17 protein-coding genes and 2 pseudogenes are annotated in these 15,837 nt (G+C 57.7%); 1 reads left to right on the forward strand and 18 read right to left on the reverse strand.

The genetic code is table 11. The annotated features are described in order from the left end of the window. Window positions 1-50: 50 nt before the first annotated feature. The 15 genes and pseudogenes from purB to LRL22_RS07690 all read right to left on the reverse strand — a co-directional run bounded on the left by purB (window position 51) and on the right by LRL22_RS07690 (window position 13,780). Window positions 51-1,421 (reverse strand): adenylosuccinate lyase, encoded by a 1,371-nt coding sequence (gene purB, locus LRL22_RS07620; protein ID WP_270905087.1) that lies wholly within the window; start codon window positions 1,419-1,421, stop codon window positions 51-53. Between the two features lie 122 nt (window positions 1,422-1,543). After that, window positions 1,544-2,158 carry a high frequency lysogenization protein HflD gene (gene hflD / locus LRL22_RS07625; RefSeq protein ID WP_005334622.1) on the reverse strand — a complete coding sequence of 205 codons (615 nt, stop codon included), beginning with the start codon at window positions 2,156-2,158 and terminating at the stop codon, window positions 1,544-1,546. 23 nt (window positions 2,159-2,181) lie between these two features. After that, entirely contained in the window at window positions 2,182-3,288 is a 1,107-nt protein-coding gene (gene mnmA, locus LRL22_RS07630) for a tRNA 2-thiouridine(34) synthase MnmA (RefSeq protein ID WP_005353619.1), read from the reverse strand. Between the two features lie 157 nt (window positions 3,289-3,445). Further along, window positions 3,446-3,937: an NUDIX hydrolase gene (locus LRL22_RS07635; protein WP_021229916.1), complete on the reverse strand. Its 492-nt coding sequence runs from the start codon at window positions 3,935-3,937 to the stop codon at window positions 3,446-3,448. Next, entirely contained in the window at window positions 3,937-4,875 is a 939-nt protein-coding gene (locus tag LRL22_RS07640) for a pseudouridine synthase (protein WP_270905088.1), read from the reverse strand. The genes LRL22_RS07635 and LRL22_RS07640 overlap by 1 nt, the downstream gene beginning before the upstream one ends. A gap of 106 nt (window positions 4,876-4,981) precedes the next feature. After that, entirely contained in the window at window positions 4,982-5,749 is a 768-nt protein-coding gene (locus tag LRL22_RS07645; protein ID WP_270905089.1) for a PTS sugar transporter subunit IIA, read from the reverse strand. Further along, window positions 5,749-6,054 (reverse strand): PTS fructose transporter subunit IIB, encoded by a 306-nt coding sequence (locus tag LRL22_RS07650; protein WP_270905090.1) that lies wholly within the window; start codon window positions 6,052-6,054, stop codon window positions 5,749-5,751. The genes LRL22_RS07645 and LRL22_RS07650 overlap by 1 nt, the downstream gene beginning before the upstream one ends. Window positions 6,055-6,273: 219 nt before the next feature. Then, window positions 6,274-7,680 (reverse strand): hexose-6-phosphate:phosphate antiporter, encoded by a 1,407-nt coding sequence (uhpT, locus tag LRL22_RS07655; protein WP_005353611.1) that lies wholly within the window; start codon window positions 7,678-7,680, stop codon window positions 6,274-6,276. A 578-nt stretch (window positions 7,681-8,258) separates the two neighbouring features. Further along, window positions 8,259-10,166 (reverse strand): PTS fructose transporter subunit IIABC, encoded by a 1,908-nt coding sequence (locus tag LRL22_RS07660; RefSeq protein ID WP_270905091.1) that lies wholly within the window; start codon window positions 10,164-10,166, stop codon window positions 8,259-8,261. A 535-nt stretch (window positions 10,167-10,701) separates the two neighbouring features. Continuing rightward, window positions 10,702-11,478, reverse strand: coding sequence for a phosphotransferase family protein (locus LRL22_RS07665; RefSeq protein WP_270905092.1), 777 nt, complete (start codon window positions 11,476-11,478; stop codon window positions 10,702-10,704). A gap of 13 nt (window positions 11,479-11,491) precedes the next feature. After that, window positions 11,492-12,007, reverse strand: a complete 516-nt coding sequence (locus LRL22_RS07670; RefSeq protein ID WP_270905093.1) for an AAA family ATPase — start codon at window positions 12,005-12,007, stop codon at window positions 11,492-11,494. 31 nt (window positions 12,008-12,038) lie between these two features. After that, window positions 12,039-12,137 (reverse strand): annotated as a pseudogene (locus tag LRL22_RS07675) (GNAT family N-acetyltransferase); the annotation flags it as partial. A 65-nt stretch (window positions 12,138-12,202) separates the two neighbouring features. Then, window positions 12,203-12,466, reverse strand: coding sequence for a hypothetical protein (locus tag LRL22_RS07680; protein WP_216951772.1), 264 nt, complete (start codon window positions 12,464-12,466; stop codon window positions 12,203-12,205). A gap of 124 nt (window positions 12,467-12,590) precedes the next feature. After that, complete coding sequence (locus LRL22_RS07685) at window positions 12,591-13,070, reverse strand: hypothetical protein (protein ID WP_270905094.1); 480 nt, start codon at window positions 13,068-13,070, stop codon at window positions 12,591-12,593. Next, window positions 13,067-13,780: a winged helix-turn-helix domain-containing protein gene (locus tag LRL22_RS07690; RefSeq protein WP_336296641.1), complete on the reverse strand. Its 714-nt coding sequence runs from the start codon at window positions 13,778-13,780 to the stop codon at window positions 13,067-13,069. The genes LRL22_RS07685 and LRL22_RS07690 overlap by 4 nt, the downstream gene beginning before the upstream one ends. 212 nt (window positions 13,781-13,992) lie before the next feature. Between LRL22_RS07690 and LRL22_RS07695 the strand changes: the two are divergent. Continuing rightward, a pseudogene (locus tag LRL22_RS07695) lies at window positions 13,993-14,118 on the forward strand (IS5/IS1182 family transposase); the annotation flags it as partial. 13 nt (window positions 14,119-14,131) lie between these two features. Here LRL22_RS07695 and LRL22_RS07700 read toward each other — a convergent pair. The 3 genes from LRL22_RS07700 to LRL22_RS07710 all read right to left on the reverse strand — a co-directional run bounded on the left by LRL22_RS07700 (window position 14,132) and on the right by LRL22_RS07710 (window position 15,650). After that, window positions 14,132-14,344: a hypothetical protein gene (locus LRL22_RS07700; RefSeq protein WP_270905161.1), complete on the reverse strand. Its 213-nt coding sequence runs from the start codon at window positions 14,342-14,344 to the stop codon at window positions 14,132-14,134. Between the two features lie 354 nt (window positions 14,345-14,698). Continuing rightward, entirely contained in the window at window positions 14,699-15,226 is a 528-nt protein-coding gene (locus LRL22_RS07705; RefSeq protein WP_270905095.1) for a hypothetical protein, read from the reverse strand. Between the two features lie 31 nt (window positions 15,227-15,257). Continuing rightward, window positions 15,258-15,650, reverse strand: a complete 393-nt coding sequence (locus LRL22_RS07710) for a hypothetical protein (protein WP_270905096.1) — start codon at window positions 15,648-15,650, stop codon at window positions 15,258-15,260. Window positions 15,651-15,837: the final 187 nt, after the last annotated feature.

A 15,837-nucleotide genomic window follows, 5' to 3' on the forward strand; every position in this document is an offset into this window, starting at 1 on the left:
GGGCCCTGTGGCGTATCGTGCACAGGGCCCCTTCGTCACTACCGGTTGGCTTACTTCAGCAGATCAACCAGACGCTGGGCGTCACCGATATAGTTGGCCGGGGTCAGCTTCTTCAGCTCAACCTTGACAGCTTCCGGCAACTCCAAGGTGTCGATAAAGGTACGCATCCCTTCGGCATCGACGCGGCGACCACGGGTCAGCTCCTTGAGCTTCTCGTAGGGCTTCTCGATACCGTAGCGGCGCATCACGGTCTGGATCGGCTCGGCCAGCACTTCCCAGTTGGCATCCAGATCGGCGGCCATGGCGGCGTCGTTGGCTTCCAGCTTGGAGATGCCCTTGAGGGTCGCCTGATAGGCAATCAGGGAGTAACCCACCGCCACACCGAGGTTGCGCAGCACGGTAGAGTCGGTCAGATCACGCTGCCAGCGGGAGATGGGCAGCTTGCTCGCCAGATGCTGGAACACGGCGTTGGCCAGACCCAGATTGCCTTCGGAGTTCTCGAAGTCGATGGGGTTGACCTTGTGCGGCATGGTGGAGGAGCCGATTTCGCCTGCGATAGTGCGCTGCTTGAAGTGACCCAGGGAGATGTAACCCCACACATCACGGTCGAAGTCGATCAGGATGGTGTTGAAGCGGGCCATGGCGTCGAACAGCTCGGCGATATAGTCGTGCGGCTCGATCTGGGTAGTGTAGGGGTTCCAGGTCAGACCCAGGGAGGTAACGAACTCCTCGGAGAACTGGTGCCAGTCCACATTCGGGTAGGCGCTGAGGTGGGCGTTGTAGTTGCCGACCGCACCGTTGATCTTGCCGAGGATCTCCACCGCCATGATCTGCTTGAACTGGCGCTCCAGACGGTAGGCGACGTTGGCCATCTCCTTGCCCATGGTGCTCGGGGTCGCCGGCTGGCCGTGGGTGCGGGAGAGCAGCGGCATGTCACGGTACTCGTGGGCCAGGCGCTTGAGCTCGCCGATCAACTTTTCGCAATAAGGCTTGATTACCTCTTCGCGGGCGGTTTTCAGCATCAGACCGTGGGAGTTGTTGTTGATGTCTTCCGAGGTGCAGGCGAAGTGGATGAACTCGCTGACAGCCGCCAGCTCCGGGTTCATTTCGACCTTCTCTTTGAGGAAGTACTCCACCGCTTTCACATCATGGTTGGTGGTGCGCTCGATCTGTTTGATACGGGCGGCGTCACTCTCGTTGAAGTTGCTGACGATGCCGTCGAGCAGGGCGTTGGCGGCCGCGCTCAGGGCAGGGACTTCCGGGATCCCGGCGTGGCTGGCCAGTTTTTGCAACCAGCGCACCTCGACTTCGACGCGAAAACGCAGCAGGCCGAATTCGGAGAAGATAGGGCGCAGGGCATCGGCCTTGTCGCCATAACGACCGTCAATCGGGGAAACAGCAGTCAGCGCGGACAGCTCCATGGGGTGAACTCCTGATGATTGGTGTGGGGGATCCGTATTCACTTGCGCGCCGGTCGGGGTGTATCAAGGCTGATGTGCGGCTGTTCACCTTGTCCTCCCTCTGCCTGCGCGCAAGCCAATGATTAGTAACGCTTGGCCAGTTCCACCATCTTCTTGCGAGCGAAGATGATCTGGGTGCGGCTGCCACCGAGCTGACGCCACAGCACGCAGGCTCGAATGCCTGCCAGCAGCAGGGCGCGCACCTTGTGCTGCACCAGCGGTTGCTGCAGGAACAGCGGGGTACCCGCCACCTGAATGCGCGGCCCGATGGGGCTGATAAGATCGCTGTAGATGCTCGCCATGTTGGCCAAAATCTGCTCGTCGAGCAGATCGAAGTGCTGTTGCTGGCGACCAATCTGGCTGATCCGCTCACCCAGCATATTGAGAATGTCCTTGCGCTTGGCCAGCTTGCGCTCCAGTGCAATCAGGCTCACCACGTAGCGGGTCAGCTCGGCATTCTTCTGGCTGCCGTCGGCACCCAGCTGTTCGACCAGCGCACGGTAGCCGTCGCGAATGGCCAGATGGGTGTTGTTGAACACCTCGAGCGGCTGGCTCGGGTTGGTCACCAGAATGCTGGAGAGGCTCTCGCGCAGGGCGGCCTCGTCACAGCTGCCGTCTCGGGCCACCTTCTGCACCAGATACGCGGCCTGGCAGATGCCGGCAAAGGCCATTGTTCTGTCTTGGAATTTATCGCTCACGTCTGCTGCCTTCTGTTAAGGATTCAAACCGGATGGCTGAAACGTTGTTCGATGATGCCGCCGCCCAGACACACTTCCCCGTCGTAGAAGACGGCGGATTGGCCCGGGGTCACCGCAGCCTGTTTTTCGTCGAAGATGACCCGGATGGTCTCGTCGTCGATGGGCTGGATCAGGCAGGGGATATCCTGCTGGCGGTAGCGGGTCTTGACGGTGCAGCGACGCGGTTCGCGAATGGGGGTGCGATCCACCCAGTGCAGCTGGCTGGCGATGAGACCGTCGGAGTAGAGACGGGGATGTTCGCCCTGCGCCACCACCAGCACGTTGCGCTCGACCTCTTTGTCGACCACATACCAGGCCTCTTCGGTGGCATCCTTTCGACCACCGATACCGAGCCCCTTGCGCTGGCCCAGGGTGTGATACATCAGACCCTGATGCTCGCCGATCACCTTGCCATCCACGGTCTCGATTTTACCGGGCTGGGCGGGCAGGAACTTGGCCAGGAAGTCCTTGAACTTGCGCTCGCCGATAAAGCAGATACCGGTGGAGTCTTTCTTCTTGGCGGTGATGAGATCCAGCTGCTCGGCGATGCGGCGCACCTCGGGCTTCTCCAGATCGCCAACCGGGAACAGGCTCTGACCCACTTGCTTCTCGCTCAGGGTATAGAGGAAGTAGCTCTGATCCTTGTTGGTATCGAGACCGCGCAGCAGGCGCGGGCGGCCGGTGCTGTCGTCACGGCGCACATAGTGGCCGGTGGCGATGTAGGTGGCACCCAGCTCTTCGGCGGCAAATTCGAGGAACGCCTTGAACTTGATCTCCTTGTTGCAAAGGATATCGGGGTTTGGCGTGCGGCCAGCCTTGTACTCTTCGAGGAAGTGCTCGAACACATTGTCCCAGTACTCGGCCGCGAAGTTGATAGTGTGGAGTTTCATCCCCAGCTTGTCGCAGACGGCCTTGGCATCAGCCAAATCCTGGGCGGCAGAGCAGTACTCGTCCGTGTCGTCTTCTTCCCAGTTCTTCATGAACAAGCCTTCGACCTGATAGCCCTGCTGCTGGAGCAGGTAGGCCGAGACGGAAGAATCCACGCCGCCGGACATGCCGACGATCACCTTGATTTGGCTGTTGTCTGTCATTAGTCGAAGTTACCAGTTCGTTTAAACGGGGCGTATTCTACCAGAGTTTTGCGCCCCCGGTCACATATCCATGCCGCAGTTCCCATCAGGAGCCTGATAGCAGGAAATCGTTTTTCTGTTGTTGGCCTTTGTCACCGAAAAAGAGTGTCAAATGGCCTCAGATAAAGGCCTTGAGGGCCGACAGTGGCAGCCGTGTCCCCGCCAGATAATCCTGAATGCACTGCCACACCAAGGGGCTGCGCAGGGCCGGTTTGCATTCCGCTATTTCTTCAAGAGTGAGCCAGTGGCAAGCCAGCACATCACCGTCAGGATCCTCTGGGTGGTGCTGACCCGGCGCTTTTTCAAGGTCGAAGATGATGGCGGTGCGCACATAGGTGGCCTCGCTGTCGGCCGGTTTGAACAGATAGGTACCAAGCCAGGCGGTCGGTGTGGCGGTCAGACCCGTCTCTTCTTTCAGCTCACGACAGGCCGCTTCAAGCAGGTTTTCCCCCGGCTCCACATGGCCGGCGGGTTGGTTGAAACGGCGCTGGCCTTTTATCTCCTCTTCCACCACCAGAAAGCGCCCCTGCCACTGCACCAGGGCGGCGACCGTTAGGCGCGCCTCCATGCGGGCGTGGCTGGTGGCCGATTGCTCTGCCTGATTGCTCATCATGACTCCTTGTCGCTGCTATTGGGATTGCCCGCACGGGCGGGTCTGCGTGCCGTTCCTCGCCCGCTGCTGCGGGGTTTGCCGCTGGTCGGGTTTGAAGTTGAACGCTCGCTTGGGTGAGTGCTGCGGGGGCGTTCGTCCCGTCTCGGCTGGCTGGGCCGCCGTGGCGCATCCCCTGCCGGTTTGGCCGGTTTGGCGGTATGAGCGCCTGAACGGGATGATGAGGGTCGCGGGCGACTGCTGGAGCTCGGCGCCAACTCGGGGGCGGGCAGGCTGCGGCTCTCGCCGGGTGCCAGCCCGTCTTCTTGCCAGTTACCCAAGGTCCAGTCGCCGATGGCGTAGCGAATAAGGCGCAAGGTGGGGTGGCCGATATGAGCGGTCATCCGCCGCACCTGCCGGTTGCGCCCCTCGATGATCCTGATCTCCAGCCAGCTGGTGGGGATCTCCTTGCGCTCGCGGATCGGCGGATTGCGCGGCCACACCGCAGGTTCATCCATGATGCGCGCCCCAGCGGGCAGGGTCATGCCGTCATTGAGCTCGACACCGGCGCGCAGGGCGGCCAGTTTCTCTTCGCTCGGGATCCCTTCCACCTGCACCCAGTAGGTCTTGGGGGTCTTCTCCCCCGGCTGGGTGAGGCGCGCCTGCAGCTTGCCATCGTTGGTGAGCAGCAGCAGTCCCTCGCTGTCGCGATCGAGCCGCCCTGCGGCATAGATGCCGGGCTCTTTGATGTAATCCTTGAGGGTCTCCCGGCCCGCCTCGTCGGTGAACTGGCAGAGCACCATGTAGGGCTTGTTCAGCAGGAGCAATTTGCGATCCGCTGGGGCCAGCTCCGGTTTGCGGGGGGATGCATGGCGAGGTGCGGCTGGTTTGGCCGCCGTGCGCGGGGCGTTATCGCGCGGCGAACGGCTGACAGAGAGACGGGGGCGGGGAGATTTCATCGGATACACACTTCAGACAGACGATGGCAGCGAGTGTACCACAGGGTGCTGAGGGCAGGATGAATGGCTGTGGCGTCACAACAAGCAGTGCCCAGAGCCAATTCGCCTAGCTCAGCAGGCTCTCGATGACGATAGCCTGACGGGCGGGGGCCGAGCCCGCCAACAGCAGGGCGTGGCTAACCACATCGTCGATCATCGCCTGCGCCAGTCTAGTGAGGGGGCGCAGGGTCTCCCGTCCGCTACCAACCGGCACCGCCAGCAAAATGATGGTTTGCACCGGCCCGATTTGAGAGCCCCACTCGATGGGCTCCTTGCAGCTAAGCAGGGTCAGCGCTGGCTGGCTGATCCCTTCGCTCAATACATGGGGCATGGCAAGGCCGGGGCGGATGATGGTGGCTGAGACCTGCTCGCGCCGTTCCACCGCGGCGGTCAGTGTAGCGCGGTCGGTGAGCAGCTCGGCGGGCAGCAGATCGATCAGATGCTCGAGGGCCTCGGCCTTGCTCAGCGGTTCGGGGCTGTGGGCCAGCTGGCGCAGGGCAAACTGGTAGTCGGGCAGGGCGTTGGCCAGTCGCAACTCCGCCAGTGCGGCGGTGTGCGGGCGCACCAGCGGTTGACCCAGTTCCCCGCACCAGCAGGTAAAGGCCATGTGGGCCAGCTCGGCATCGCACCCTTCAATCTGCAACTGGCAGAGATCGCCGGGTTGGGTGGCGAGGGTCAACAGGGAGAGCTGGTTGCTGGCGGCAACGGTCTGGCGCCGGGTGAGGTTGGCGCAGCGGATGGTGGATTTGAACATCCCCGCCAGCCGGTTCAACTGCTTGGCCAGGGTGATGCTCAACCCCTGCTGGCAGTAGAAGGTGATTTCGCGGGTCAGCATCAGGCCGGGATCGGCAGGGCCTTGAGTACGGCGTTGGCATCCAGCAGCACGGTTTCCAGTGTCACCTGATGGATGGTGCAGCCGAGGAAGCGCTCTTTCTGCTCAATCTCGATATCGGAGGCAATCAGCACCAGGTCGGCGCTGGCAATATCGCGGGCGGTCAGCATGTTTTCCATGCCCATGGCGCCCTGTGTCTCGACCTTGATCTTGAGTCCCAGCCCAGTGGCGGCTTTTTGCAGGGCATCGGCAGCCATATAGGTATGGGCGATACCGGTCGGGCAAGCGGTGACGGCGACGATCTTCATCTGCTCTCTGTGATGCTGACAAGGGGGAGCAACAAGATAGCGCCAGCGGGGGGCTTTTACCAAAAGCGCATATGAAAAGTGGGATCTTGATGGGGATATGCCTGCCCCTTGAACGGCAGTGCAGGCTCATGCCGGGCCAGTCGGGTATCTGGTTGCTCTAAACAACAAGGGCCACCTCGGTGGGTGGCCCTGAACAATCTGCGTCTGTTGTTATGGCTATCAGGCGGTCTGGGCGGCCAGTTCGGCGGCTTTCAGTTCGCGCTTGATGCGGCGGATCTTGCGCTCTTCGGCGACCGCGACACAACCCATCAGTACCAGACAGGCGGCGGCTGCGATGTCCAGCGCCGCGAAGGTGCCGGTCCAGCCGGTCAGACCGAAGATGGGGGTGCCATCGGCGATCATGCCCAGACCCAGTTTGGCGAAGCTGTCACCAATCAGGTAAGCGAAGGTGCCCTTGACGCCATCGGCCACGCTGATGCCCTGCTTGGGGACGAAGCCCACGGCGGCCACGCCGATCAGCAGTTGCGGACCAAACACCAGGAAGCCTAGGGTGAACAGGGAGCCCAGGAACATAAACTGGGTGGTCGCATGCTGGTAGAGACCCAGGGTGGCGATGATCAGCGCCAGTGCCACACAGGCAACTAGACCACGACGGCCATTGGCCAGATCGGAGAGGTAACCCCACATCAGGGTGCCGACCAGTGCGCCCACTTCGAAGAAGGTAAAGCCCTGAATGGCCACGTCTTTGGAGAAGCCCAGCTCCTGGTGGGCATAGACGGTAGACCATTGGTCGATACCGATACGCACTACGTAGAGGAAGATGTTGGCAAAGCAGAGCAGCCAGATCACCTTGTTGAGCAGCACGTACTTCACGAAGATCTGCCACTTGGTCAGCTGCTGCTCTTCGGTAGCGATATCCTCTTCGCTCGCCACTTCGTCAAACAGCTCTTCCACCTTGCCAAGGCCATAGGCTTCCGGCGAATCGCTACCAAAGCGCAGGCCGATAAAACCGACGATCAGCGCGATGATGGAGGGGAAGATAAACATGCCGAGCACGTTGCCATCGAACAGGTAGTTGGCACCGAACAGCGCCACACCGGCCGCACCGGCACCGCCCACGTTGTGGGAGAGGTTCCACATGCCCAGATAGGTGCCGCGCTTGTTGCGAGGGGTCCACTTGGTGATGGTGGAGTAGCTGCACGAACCGCCACAGCTCTGGAAGAAACCGCTCAGGGCATAGAAGAAGATCATGAAGTAGAGGCTGAAACCGGTGCCGCCCATGCTGGCACTGAAGCCCAGCATGCAGAGCGCGGAGAGGATCAGCATCAGCGGTAGGAACTGCTTGGTGTTCTTGCCATCGGCGTAGTAGGAGACGATGGTCTTGCCCACCCCGTAGGTGATGGAGAAGCCAAGGCCGATCATGCCAAGCTCGGTCATGGAGAGACCGTACTCCTGGATCATGTCATTTTGCGCAATGTTGAAGTTCTTGCGGATCAGATACATGGTCAAATAGCCAATAAATACAACCAGATAAGATTGCATAAACGGCTTGAACCAGAGCTTGCGCCGGGCTTCGACCGGCAGGTCCAGGGTGGGGACCCGGACCTGTTGGAGCAATTTCAACATCTTCGTTCATCCTCTGCGAGATAGACGGTATTTCCGCCGCGCCCCTCATTTGTAGATAGGTTGTTCGAGGTCACGCCACGGAAGGGGGAACGGAACGTCGGGGCTGTCAGCCGTTGCTGCGCTCGACGCTCCATCCATATAAACCCGGGCCCGGCACGGGATGACGGGGCACATTGCCCATCGCGGTGCGGGTCACGACATCAGGTGAGGTGACTCTAATAAGAGGGGCAAAAAATGGCTTGAGAGCCATCCCTAGTGGGGCTAGGAAATTTTCCTAGTTTTTGCGCTTTCGCGGACAAAGCGTGAGAAACATCACACCGCTGACGCCAGATTGCTGCCATTTCAGCCAGTTTGGCGCTCTGTGTGAGTGCTGGGCTGAGGAGGGGAGAGGCCAGAAGGGAGCAAGGGAAAGGCAAGGAGAGAGGTGAAGGGATAGACGAGGAAGAGTGCTTATCGACCACCATTTCTCGGGGGGCGATTTTGGGAAATACGGCCCGCCAGCTATCCACAAAAAACAAGAGGCCACCCCGTGGGGTGGCCTCTTTTATGGTTTAGGTGCCTCGATGGTGAGGGGGGACTCAGGCCGCCTTGGCCAGAGTTACCTCATCACTCTTTTTGACCCGCAGTTTTTTCAGGGCAACCGCCACCACGCCGGTGACGATGGCACCGCAGATCATGCAGAGCAGGGCCAGCAGCGGCTTGTTGACGGCACCCAGCAGGGCCACGATGGGGCCACCGTGGGCAACGCTGTTGGTGATGCCAAACAGGAAGGCCATCACAGCTGCGGTCATGCTGCCCAGAATGTTGGCCGGAATCACGGCCAGCGGGTCACGGGCGGCGAATGGAATCGCACCTTCGGAGATCCCCACCAGACCCATGGCGCCGGCGGCTTTGCCCGCTTCGATTTCAGAGGCATCGAAGATACCCAGCTTGCGACCGAGCACGGTAGCCAGCGACATGCCAAGGGGCGCGGCCGGGATGGCGCAGGCCATGGCACCCATAAACTGGGTCTGACCGGAGGCAATCATGCCGACGGAGAAGAGGAAAGCCACCTTGTTGACCGGGCCACCCATATCAAAGCCGGCCATACCCCCCAGCACGATACCCAGCAGCACCAGACTGCCACCGCTCATGGAGAGCAGCATGGCGTTGAGGCCGGTCATCATGTCGGCAATCGGGGCACCGATGATGAAGATGAAGACCGCAGCGATAAACAGGGAACCAACGATGGGGGCGATCAGGATCGGCACCAGCGGTTGCACCATCTTGTGGTACTGGCGGGTGGCAATCCAGCGCACCAGATAACCGACCAGCAGGCCCGCGATGATGGCACCGATAAAGCCGGTACCCGCTTCGGCGCCGTAGAAGCTGCCGTTGTTGGCGATCCAGCCGCCGATAAAGCCCGGTGCCAGTGCCGGACGATCACCGATGGCGTAGGCGATATAGCCCGCCAGAATGGGGATCATCAGGGTGAAGGCGGCCACACCCACGTTGAGGATCTGGTTCCACATGCTCCCTTCCGGGATCTGCATGCCGCTCGGGGTCGGATTGCCGCCGATGGCCAGTGCCAGCGCAATCAACAGACCGCCGGTTACCACGAACGGGATCATGTGAGAGACGCCGTTCATCAGGTAGCGATAGAGATCGGAACTGCCGCCCGCGTTCTTCTCTTCACCTTTTTTATCTTCTTTGCCAGCCACATAGGCGGGGGCTTTCAGGGCTTGCTCGATCAGACCCTTGCCATCCTTGATAGGGGCTTTTACGCCGGTCTTGATGAGCGGCTTGCCAGCGAAGCGGGCCATGTCCACCTGCTTGTCACAGGCCACCACGATGGCGGTGGCGCGGGCAATCTCGTCTGCGGTCGGGCTGTTCTTGACGCCGATGGAGCCGTTGGTCTCCACCTTCACCTCATAACCCAGCTCCTTGGCGGCGCGCTCCAGCGACTCGGCCGCCAGATAGGTGTGGGCGATACCGGCCGGGCAGCCGGTGACACCGATGATAAAGCCCTTGCTGGTGGTAGGGGCCGCGCTCTGCTCCTCTTTCTTGGTCAGCAGCAGCGCCAGCGCATCGGCCGGGGTTTTTGCCGCCAGCAGTTTGGCGATAAAGCCCTCTTCGATCAGCTTGCCGGAGAGCTCGGCCAGCACTTCGATATGGTGGTTGGCGCCGCCATCGGGGGAGGCGATCATAAAGAAAATGTGGGACGGCTTGCCATCTTCGGCGCCGTACTCGATGCCGTTGCGGCTGATGCCGATGGCGACCGCCGGATTGCATACCGCCGCACTCTTGGCGTGGGGCAGGGCCACGCCCTCTTCAAAGCCGGTGTTACCCAGATCTTCGCGGGCCCACAGATCCTTGATAAAGGCCTGCTCGTTGCTGACCTTGCCTTGCGACGCCAGCAGGCGGGCCATCTCGGTGAAGACCTCTTCCTTACGCGTCGCTTTCAAATCGAGGTTGATCAGATGTTCATTGATCAAGGTGGTGATCATGGCGCTCTCCCCGCTTCCGGTGACGGAAGCTATGCGTGAGTACGTATCGACGTACTGGATAAAAATGACCTGTTCATTATCGTGGCTCGCTCGTTCCCTCCCTATCGGACAAATGTGCTAATCACTGGATTTTTGTGCGCAGTAAAACGCGATGTGATGAAGATCCCGTTTTCAGGCAGGACTCGCCATTTTCAGGTCATTGCTGATTTTTTCTTTAAAAACAGACAAATGGATTATGGTTGGCCTCGAAACCAGGTTTGTAATGCGTCATGTCAATAAATTAATTATCAGTGGGGTCTGGATTTATATGTGGTTTTAAGGCGTTATCAGATGTGACCTTTCTCACAAAAAGTCGCCATTTCGTCGGGCGGATTAGGATTTTTATGCGCCTGATGGCGGAGGCCAATCGCATTGGCAGAGCGAACGCAGAGGGGCGTTGTTTGGGAAGAAAGTGTGGTGGCAAGAGAGGGATGGCCGAAAAGAGAGAGGTGATAACGCGAACGTTCGAATACGCTGTGCTATTCGAACCTACGGATTACACCATATGCGCCACCGACTCCAGCCAGTTGGGAACTTGTTGCCGATACCACTCCAGATATTGCTGTGCCTGCGGCTTCTCCCTTCTGGTCAGCAGATTGGTGACCTCAATAATCAGCCAGCACTTGGCCATGACGAGATGGCGCAGCAACCGGTCGCCAGAGAGCTGCGAGCTGTGGCGCTGATAACGTTCAATGATGGTTTCATACTCAGCCTGTGAACCCATCCGCGGCACCAGCGGGGCCAGATCGATGGCCGGGCTGCCATAACCAAATCGTTCCCAGTCAAACAACACCAGCTCACCATTGTCGCGGGTGCCCCAGTTACCCTCATTGCTATCTCCCGAAATCAGGTATGACTCCTCGAATAGTTCGTGACCAAGTTGCTGGATATGGCGGATCTTCTCGTTTAACGCTTCCGGCAGGCAGAGTACAGAGAGCGCCTCGTTGGTGTCGGCGAGCGACCAGCCGTGATTTTTCACCGCAAAGTCGGGCTGATAGTTGGCGTTATGCAGGCTGGCAAGCTGAGCAAAGGTCTGTTCGTTGTGGTGCAGCTGCGTGAGCGTGACCGGATGAGGGATCTGCTCAAGGAACAGGATCTCCCCTTCGACCCTGAGCAGGGTAGGTGTGTTGAGCCCGCTCAAATGCGGGGCTGCACGTTGGTAGAAATGGCGCTCGACAGGCGATGCGCCGCTTTTTCTGATACAGGGTATGCCATCCAGCAGCTGGATATTGACCGAAGCGCCCCCCATTTTCGCCAGCTCGTGTTGTGTCATCCAGAGTATCCCGTTAGCTATGAGTGGTCAGTTGCGTGAGATAGCTATGAACCTCTGTGCGAGTCGTGAAACGGTGCTTGTCGTTTGGGAATCGATCAAACAGCTCGTGATGGAATTGGCGGGAGCTTTTGCTGGTTCGCTGCCCATATTCCGATGCCCACACCAGCAGTTGTTGAAAGCTCTCTTCGGCTGCTACGGCATCCCGTTGCCTGGCACTTTGTGATCCGCGCGATAGCAGTGAATCACGGCATACAGACCAGTCAAGATCCAGAAAAAGCACGGTATCGGCGGCATCAAGCAGTTGCTCGGCCAGGGCACCAAATACCCCTTCGACCACCCATGATTGCTCTTGAGCAAGTGTCTGAATGGCATGGTCAATCTCATGCTGGGGCCATTTTTGGTTAAAGCCGCCCGGCTGCCAGACAATGGTGTCCAGATTGACCTCGCGGATAGTTAACCCCTCAGCCAATCGAGCTGCCAACCAGCTCTTGCCCGATCCAGAGTTGCCAATAATCAGAATTCGTTTCATCTATGAGCGCTCTTTTCTGGAACAGATATCTGGAGGCTGGAAAGTAGGGGGCAATGCGCAGCTCTGCGGGATCGGCCTCCAGCAGCAGCGCTAGCGGCAGTTGGTCGGGGTTCGTCTCGACAAACGTCATCTTTATTTCTCTTTTATCCCGCTCTGACGGTCCGTGGTGCGCCGTCCTCTGGGCCTGATGGTCACTCAATATTCCAGAAACTTCTCGCCGCAGCGCTCGCAGATCAGGTGCTTTACATGGGTGGCCTGGTAAGCCAGCGTTTCGCCAAACGCCCAGTTGGTAATGCTGCTGGAAGTAAAGGCTTGCCAGAAGGCTTTGCGCGGATCCTTGGGCATGATGTCCTGGCTATGATCGCGGGCGACCAGCACCACGATATGGCGGGTACGCTCGCCACATTTGTCACAGCGATGGATTTCACTCGGTGGGTTCTGGTCGTGCGGGTTGCTCATAAAGGGGCTCGTGAAGAGAAGGGGCTCCCATCATATGCCTCTCCACTTGACTCTCAATTCCCTCGCTGCAAAGAGGTGATCAGGCTCACCTTCTATCTTGGGGGGCTGGGTCTGGAGTGGGAATTTACTGTGCTTTCACCGGTACCGAAGGCCAGAACCTGTGGTAGAAATCCAGTGAACCCTCAAAATGGCCCTGCAGTATTTCCGGGTGAGGCGACTGTTGAAAAATGGCGATATGGTTGGGGGTCAGCTTCTTCCAGCCATAGTTAAGGGGCATGGTGAAGCTGCCATGCATCTTGTTAAGGTCACTCAAAGGTGATTTGGTCTGGGGGGCTTCAACCTGAGAACGTTCAGTGACGAAGAAAATGAGCTGGCTACCCAGCACAGCCTGATATGCCGTGACCATCCAGGTCGCTTTTGAGCCGTGTTCACGTTCGATGACGGTAAATTTGCCAGCTCGGCAAACGGCATAATAATCAGCCTCTTTGGATGACAGACGCATTTCATAGTCACAACCCAGACTATTTAGCAGTATCAGCGAGACCAGCAGCATCCCCAGCGAACTCGACACATAGAGCAGTCGAGTCAATAAACTACGTTTCATCGCTGTTTCTCCTGAAATTTTGCCTGCTCGTCACCCACCATCAACCAGATCTCCCCCCGTTTTGGGGTCGGCAGTTGGCTGGCTGGCTTCTGGGTATGGCAAAGGATCCCTTCTCCGGCCGGTTCGCATTTGACGGTGACCCAGGTAGTACTCAAGTAAATGCCTGTCAGCAGTAGCAGGAGCACAAATCCCCCCATCATGATCAGCATCAGATTTTGCTGCCAGCTGGACAGCGGGAGCGGCTTTGGCTCTTTGCTTGTCGTTGCAGATACCGGATGGGTTGGGTCATCCGCGGTTGACATGACCGGCGTGGCAGCAGCCTCTTCTTCACGGGCTGCTTGCGGTTGGGCCAGCTCGGCCTCCTGCACAGAGACAGCGCCGGGGGCAAGCATGAACAGATAGCCTTGCCGCGGCAAGGTTCTGATCACCGCCTCTTGTTCCGGGGTATCGAGATAGCGGCGCAGGTTGGCGATGGCGACTGGCAGTGAACTGGCGCTGACCGGTCGACCCAGCCAGCCGGTTTGCAGCAGCGTTTCTTTGCTGAGCAAGGTGCCAGCATGCGTGAGAAAATAATGCAGGAGACGCGTTTCAGCGGCAGAGACACGCATGACCGATGGCTCGCCATCCTGGCGTCGGGTCAACGTAAGTTGTTTGGTGTCCAGCACGAATCGGCCGAAAGAGTGCAAATGGGAATCCTGATCCGGAAGCATGGCGTGGTGAGCGTCTCGAGAGTCATGATGCTGAAGGTCAACTTGATAGTGAACTCTGACGGGGGAGGATCTTTTTTGTCAAGGGACATATGTGCCTGACAGGCTTCTGTTGTTGCAGATCGTGTCGTTGCTGCTCAAATCGATGCAGCTTGAATGAGAATAACGTAGGGCGCAGCGGGCTGATCACCACCATTCTCTTTCAAGCCTGCATCATGTGCACGCCGCTCTACCCCATCACCAACTGGCCTAAATACAACAACTCTTTGATTATCAAAGTCTCACTCACCTTCTTGATGCTCAAGGGGATGTTTAGCCTCACTTTATATAGCAATTCGGGTGCTTATCGGGGGCTTAATAGGTGGTGCAGTTTATGGTGTTATTGAATGGGCTTTGGCGGCAGATGGTTTGTCTTGGTCTGGTGTTCTGCAATACCTGCTGTTGCTGGCGCTCCATCTCGGCGCCTGTAGCAGACAACTGCTTGCCGCTGTCGATAAGTGCTTGCCAGCGTGCTTGGTTTGCCTGCTCAAGTGATATGCAGGCGTTGCTGTCGTGATAGGTTGACATGCACTCTGCGAAGCGTGAGGAGGGGGTGCTGCACCCGGTCAAGGTAAGTGCAATCAAGGAACAGCAGATTACTGCTTTACGATTGTTTTTCACGGTGTTGTCTCTCACTTAATGGATAGAAATGTGAACGAGCTATTTTTCGCACGCAACTAGGAGTTCACGGGCATCCGTCAAACAATCCCTTTAGTATCTAGCCAGCCCGATAGATAGAATGACGCCACTTTTTCGTTGTCGAAAATCCAGAAACTAAACTACTAGACGTCAGTGCGCTGTGCTTGCATTGTTGGCTCCTGATTAATGTAAAGGCAGGAGCCGTCACAACAGACTCCCGCCCTAGGCAGAGGAAGAGGGTGGTTAGCGTTTGAGGTTCATGCCGAGGAAAGAGCCATCTTTGCTAAAGGTACACTCGAAGAAAATCGAGTCACTCTGCCCCGGTACCACGTATTTGCCATGGCTTTTTTCGGCGGGCAGGGTGCTGACATCATCCTTGTATCTTCCCAGGTCTTCGGCAGCAAAATTCAGGCAGTAGTTGGGCATCTGGTTGACGGCAAGTCGCTGTTTGTGGTCATGACTCGGGGTTGAAGAGTGAGAGCGTTGTACGACAGCGCCACACTCATCACGTTGCTCGTCACTGATGTCATTGACCTTGCCATGTTTGACGGTCAGGCGGATGCACTGCTGGTCTTGTTGGTTCCACCAATATTCGACGGCGCTGCTGGGGACAGAACCTTTTACAAAACCGCGGTCACTCAATTCCTGTTTGACCCAACCAATATCTTGATAATTAAGATCGGCCGTGTCGGCCGCCATTATCGGCAATGCACAACCAGATGCACTCAACAAAATCGCGACAGCTATATATTTTGAATATGTCATTTTCATGGGGATGTTCCTGTTAACAATGATAATTTAATTAGGCGTGGCAATTTTCATTGCGTGTGTCAGAGGCATTTTTTACGTCGCCACGAACAGTTTTCAACTGCAAGCATTGATGAGAGTTGTCGTTATACCAAATGGCAAAGGAGGCATGGTTACCGTGATCATTTTGCCAGCCATCGACCATATGAAATCCATGTTTCTGTAATTGATCACTGGCCTGACTTTCACGCATGCCGGTCAAATCTTGCTGATCGAATTGTGCTGAACTGCTCTCTTTTCCTGAATTTTTATGATGTCCGGCATAATAGCCAATCGCACCTGCTGCACCCAATGCTGTTGCACCAATCAAGGCATCACGGGTACTGATATTCGAGCAGCCAGTGGTCAGCAAGGTCATGGTAACAAGGATGGCTAAACTTTTTTTCATATCTCACCTGTTTGGCATTTGTGATGTGGAACGTTGCTTTCTGACCTGAAGCCTAACTGGCCAGTCCAGTGAGATGCCAACCAAAAATAATTATTAAAAACTATTAAAATAAATTAAATCATGATGTTAGCAAGTGGTGCGAGCAGCTGAACGCCCATTTTCAAGCACGTTTGCTGATGCGATGTGC

The organism is Aeromonas sp. PI_26, from assembly GCF_027854445.1.
GTDB classification, from domain to species: domain Bacteria; phylum Pseudomonadota; class Gammaproteobacteria; order Enterobacterales; family Aeromonadaceae; genus Aeromonas; species Aeromonas veronii.

Bases quoted from the DNA above. Each gene is read 5' to 3' on its own strand.
- LRL22_RS07660 (WP_270905091.1), bottom strand. From the start codon at position 10,166: ATGATCACCACCTTGATCAATGAACATCTGATCAACCTCGATTTGAAA.
- purB (WP_270905087.1), bottom strand. From the start codon at position 1,421: ATGGAGCTGTCCGCGCTGACTGCTGTTTCCCCGATTGACGGTCGTTAT.
- LRL22_RS07705 (WP_270905095.1), bottom strand. From the start codon at position 15,226: ATGAAAATGACATATTCAAAATATATAGCTGTCGCGATTTTGTTGAGT.
- LRL22_RS07635 (WP_021229916.1), bottom strand. From the start codon at position 3,937: ATGAGCAATCAGGCAGAGCAATCGGCCACCAGCCACGCCCGCATGGAG.
- uhpT (WP_005353611.1), bottom strand. From the start codon at position 7,680: ATGTTGAAATTGCTCCAACAGGTCCGGGTCCCCACCCTGGACCTGCCG.
- LRL22_RS07645 (WP_270905089.1), bottom strand. From the start codon at position 5,749: ATGCTGACCCGCGAAATCACCTTCTACTGCCAGCAGGGGTTGAGCATC.
- LRL22_RS07700 (WP_270905161.1), bottom strand. From the start codon at position 14,344: ATGTCAACCTATCACGACAGCAACGCCTGCATATCACTTGAGCAGGCA.
- LRL22_RS07640 (WP_270905088.1), bottom strand. From the start codon at position 4,875: ATGAAATCTCCCCGCCCCCGTCTCTCTGTCAGCCGTTCGCCGCGCGAT.
- LRL22_RS07685 (WP_270905094.1), bottom strand. From the start codon at position 13,070: ATGAAACGTAGTTTATTGACTCGACTGCTCTATGTGTCGAGTTCGCTG.
- LRL22_RS07680 (WP_216951772.1), bottom strand. From the start codon at position 12,466: ATGAGCAACCCGCACGACCAGAACCCACCGAGTGAAATCCATCGCTGT.
- LRL22_RS07690 (WP_336296641.1), bottom strand. From the start codon at position 13,780: ATGCTTCCGGATCAGGATTCCCATTTGCACTCTTTCGGCCGATTCGTG.
- LRL22_RS07650 (WP_270905090.1), bottom strand. From the start codon at position 6,054: ATGAAGATCGTCGCCGTCACCGCTTGCCCGACCGGTATCGCCCATACC.
- mnmA (WP_005353619.1), bottom strand. From the start codon at position 3,288: ATGACAGACAACAGCCAAATCAAGGTGATCGTCGGCATGTCCGGCGGC.
- LRL22_RS07665 (WP_270905092.1), bottom strand. From the start codon at position 11,478: ATGACACAACACGAGCTGGCGAAAATGGGGGGCGCTTCGGTCAATATC.
- LRL22_RS07710 (WP_270905096.1), bottom strand. From the start codon at position 15,650: ATGAAAAAAAGTTTAGCCATCCTTGTTACCATGACCTTGCTGACCACT.
- LRL22_RS07670 (WP_270905093.1), bottom strand. From the start codon at position 12,007: ATGAAACGAATTCTGATTATTGGCAACTCTGGATCGGGCAAGAGCTGG.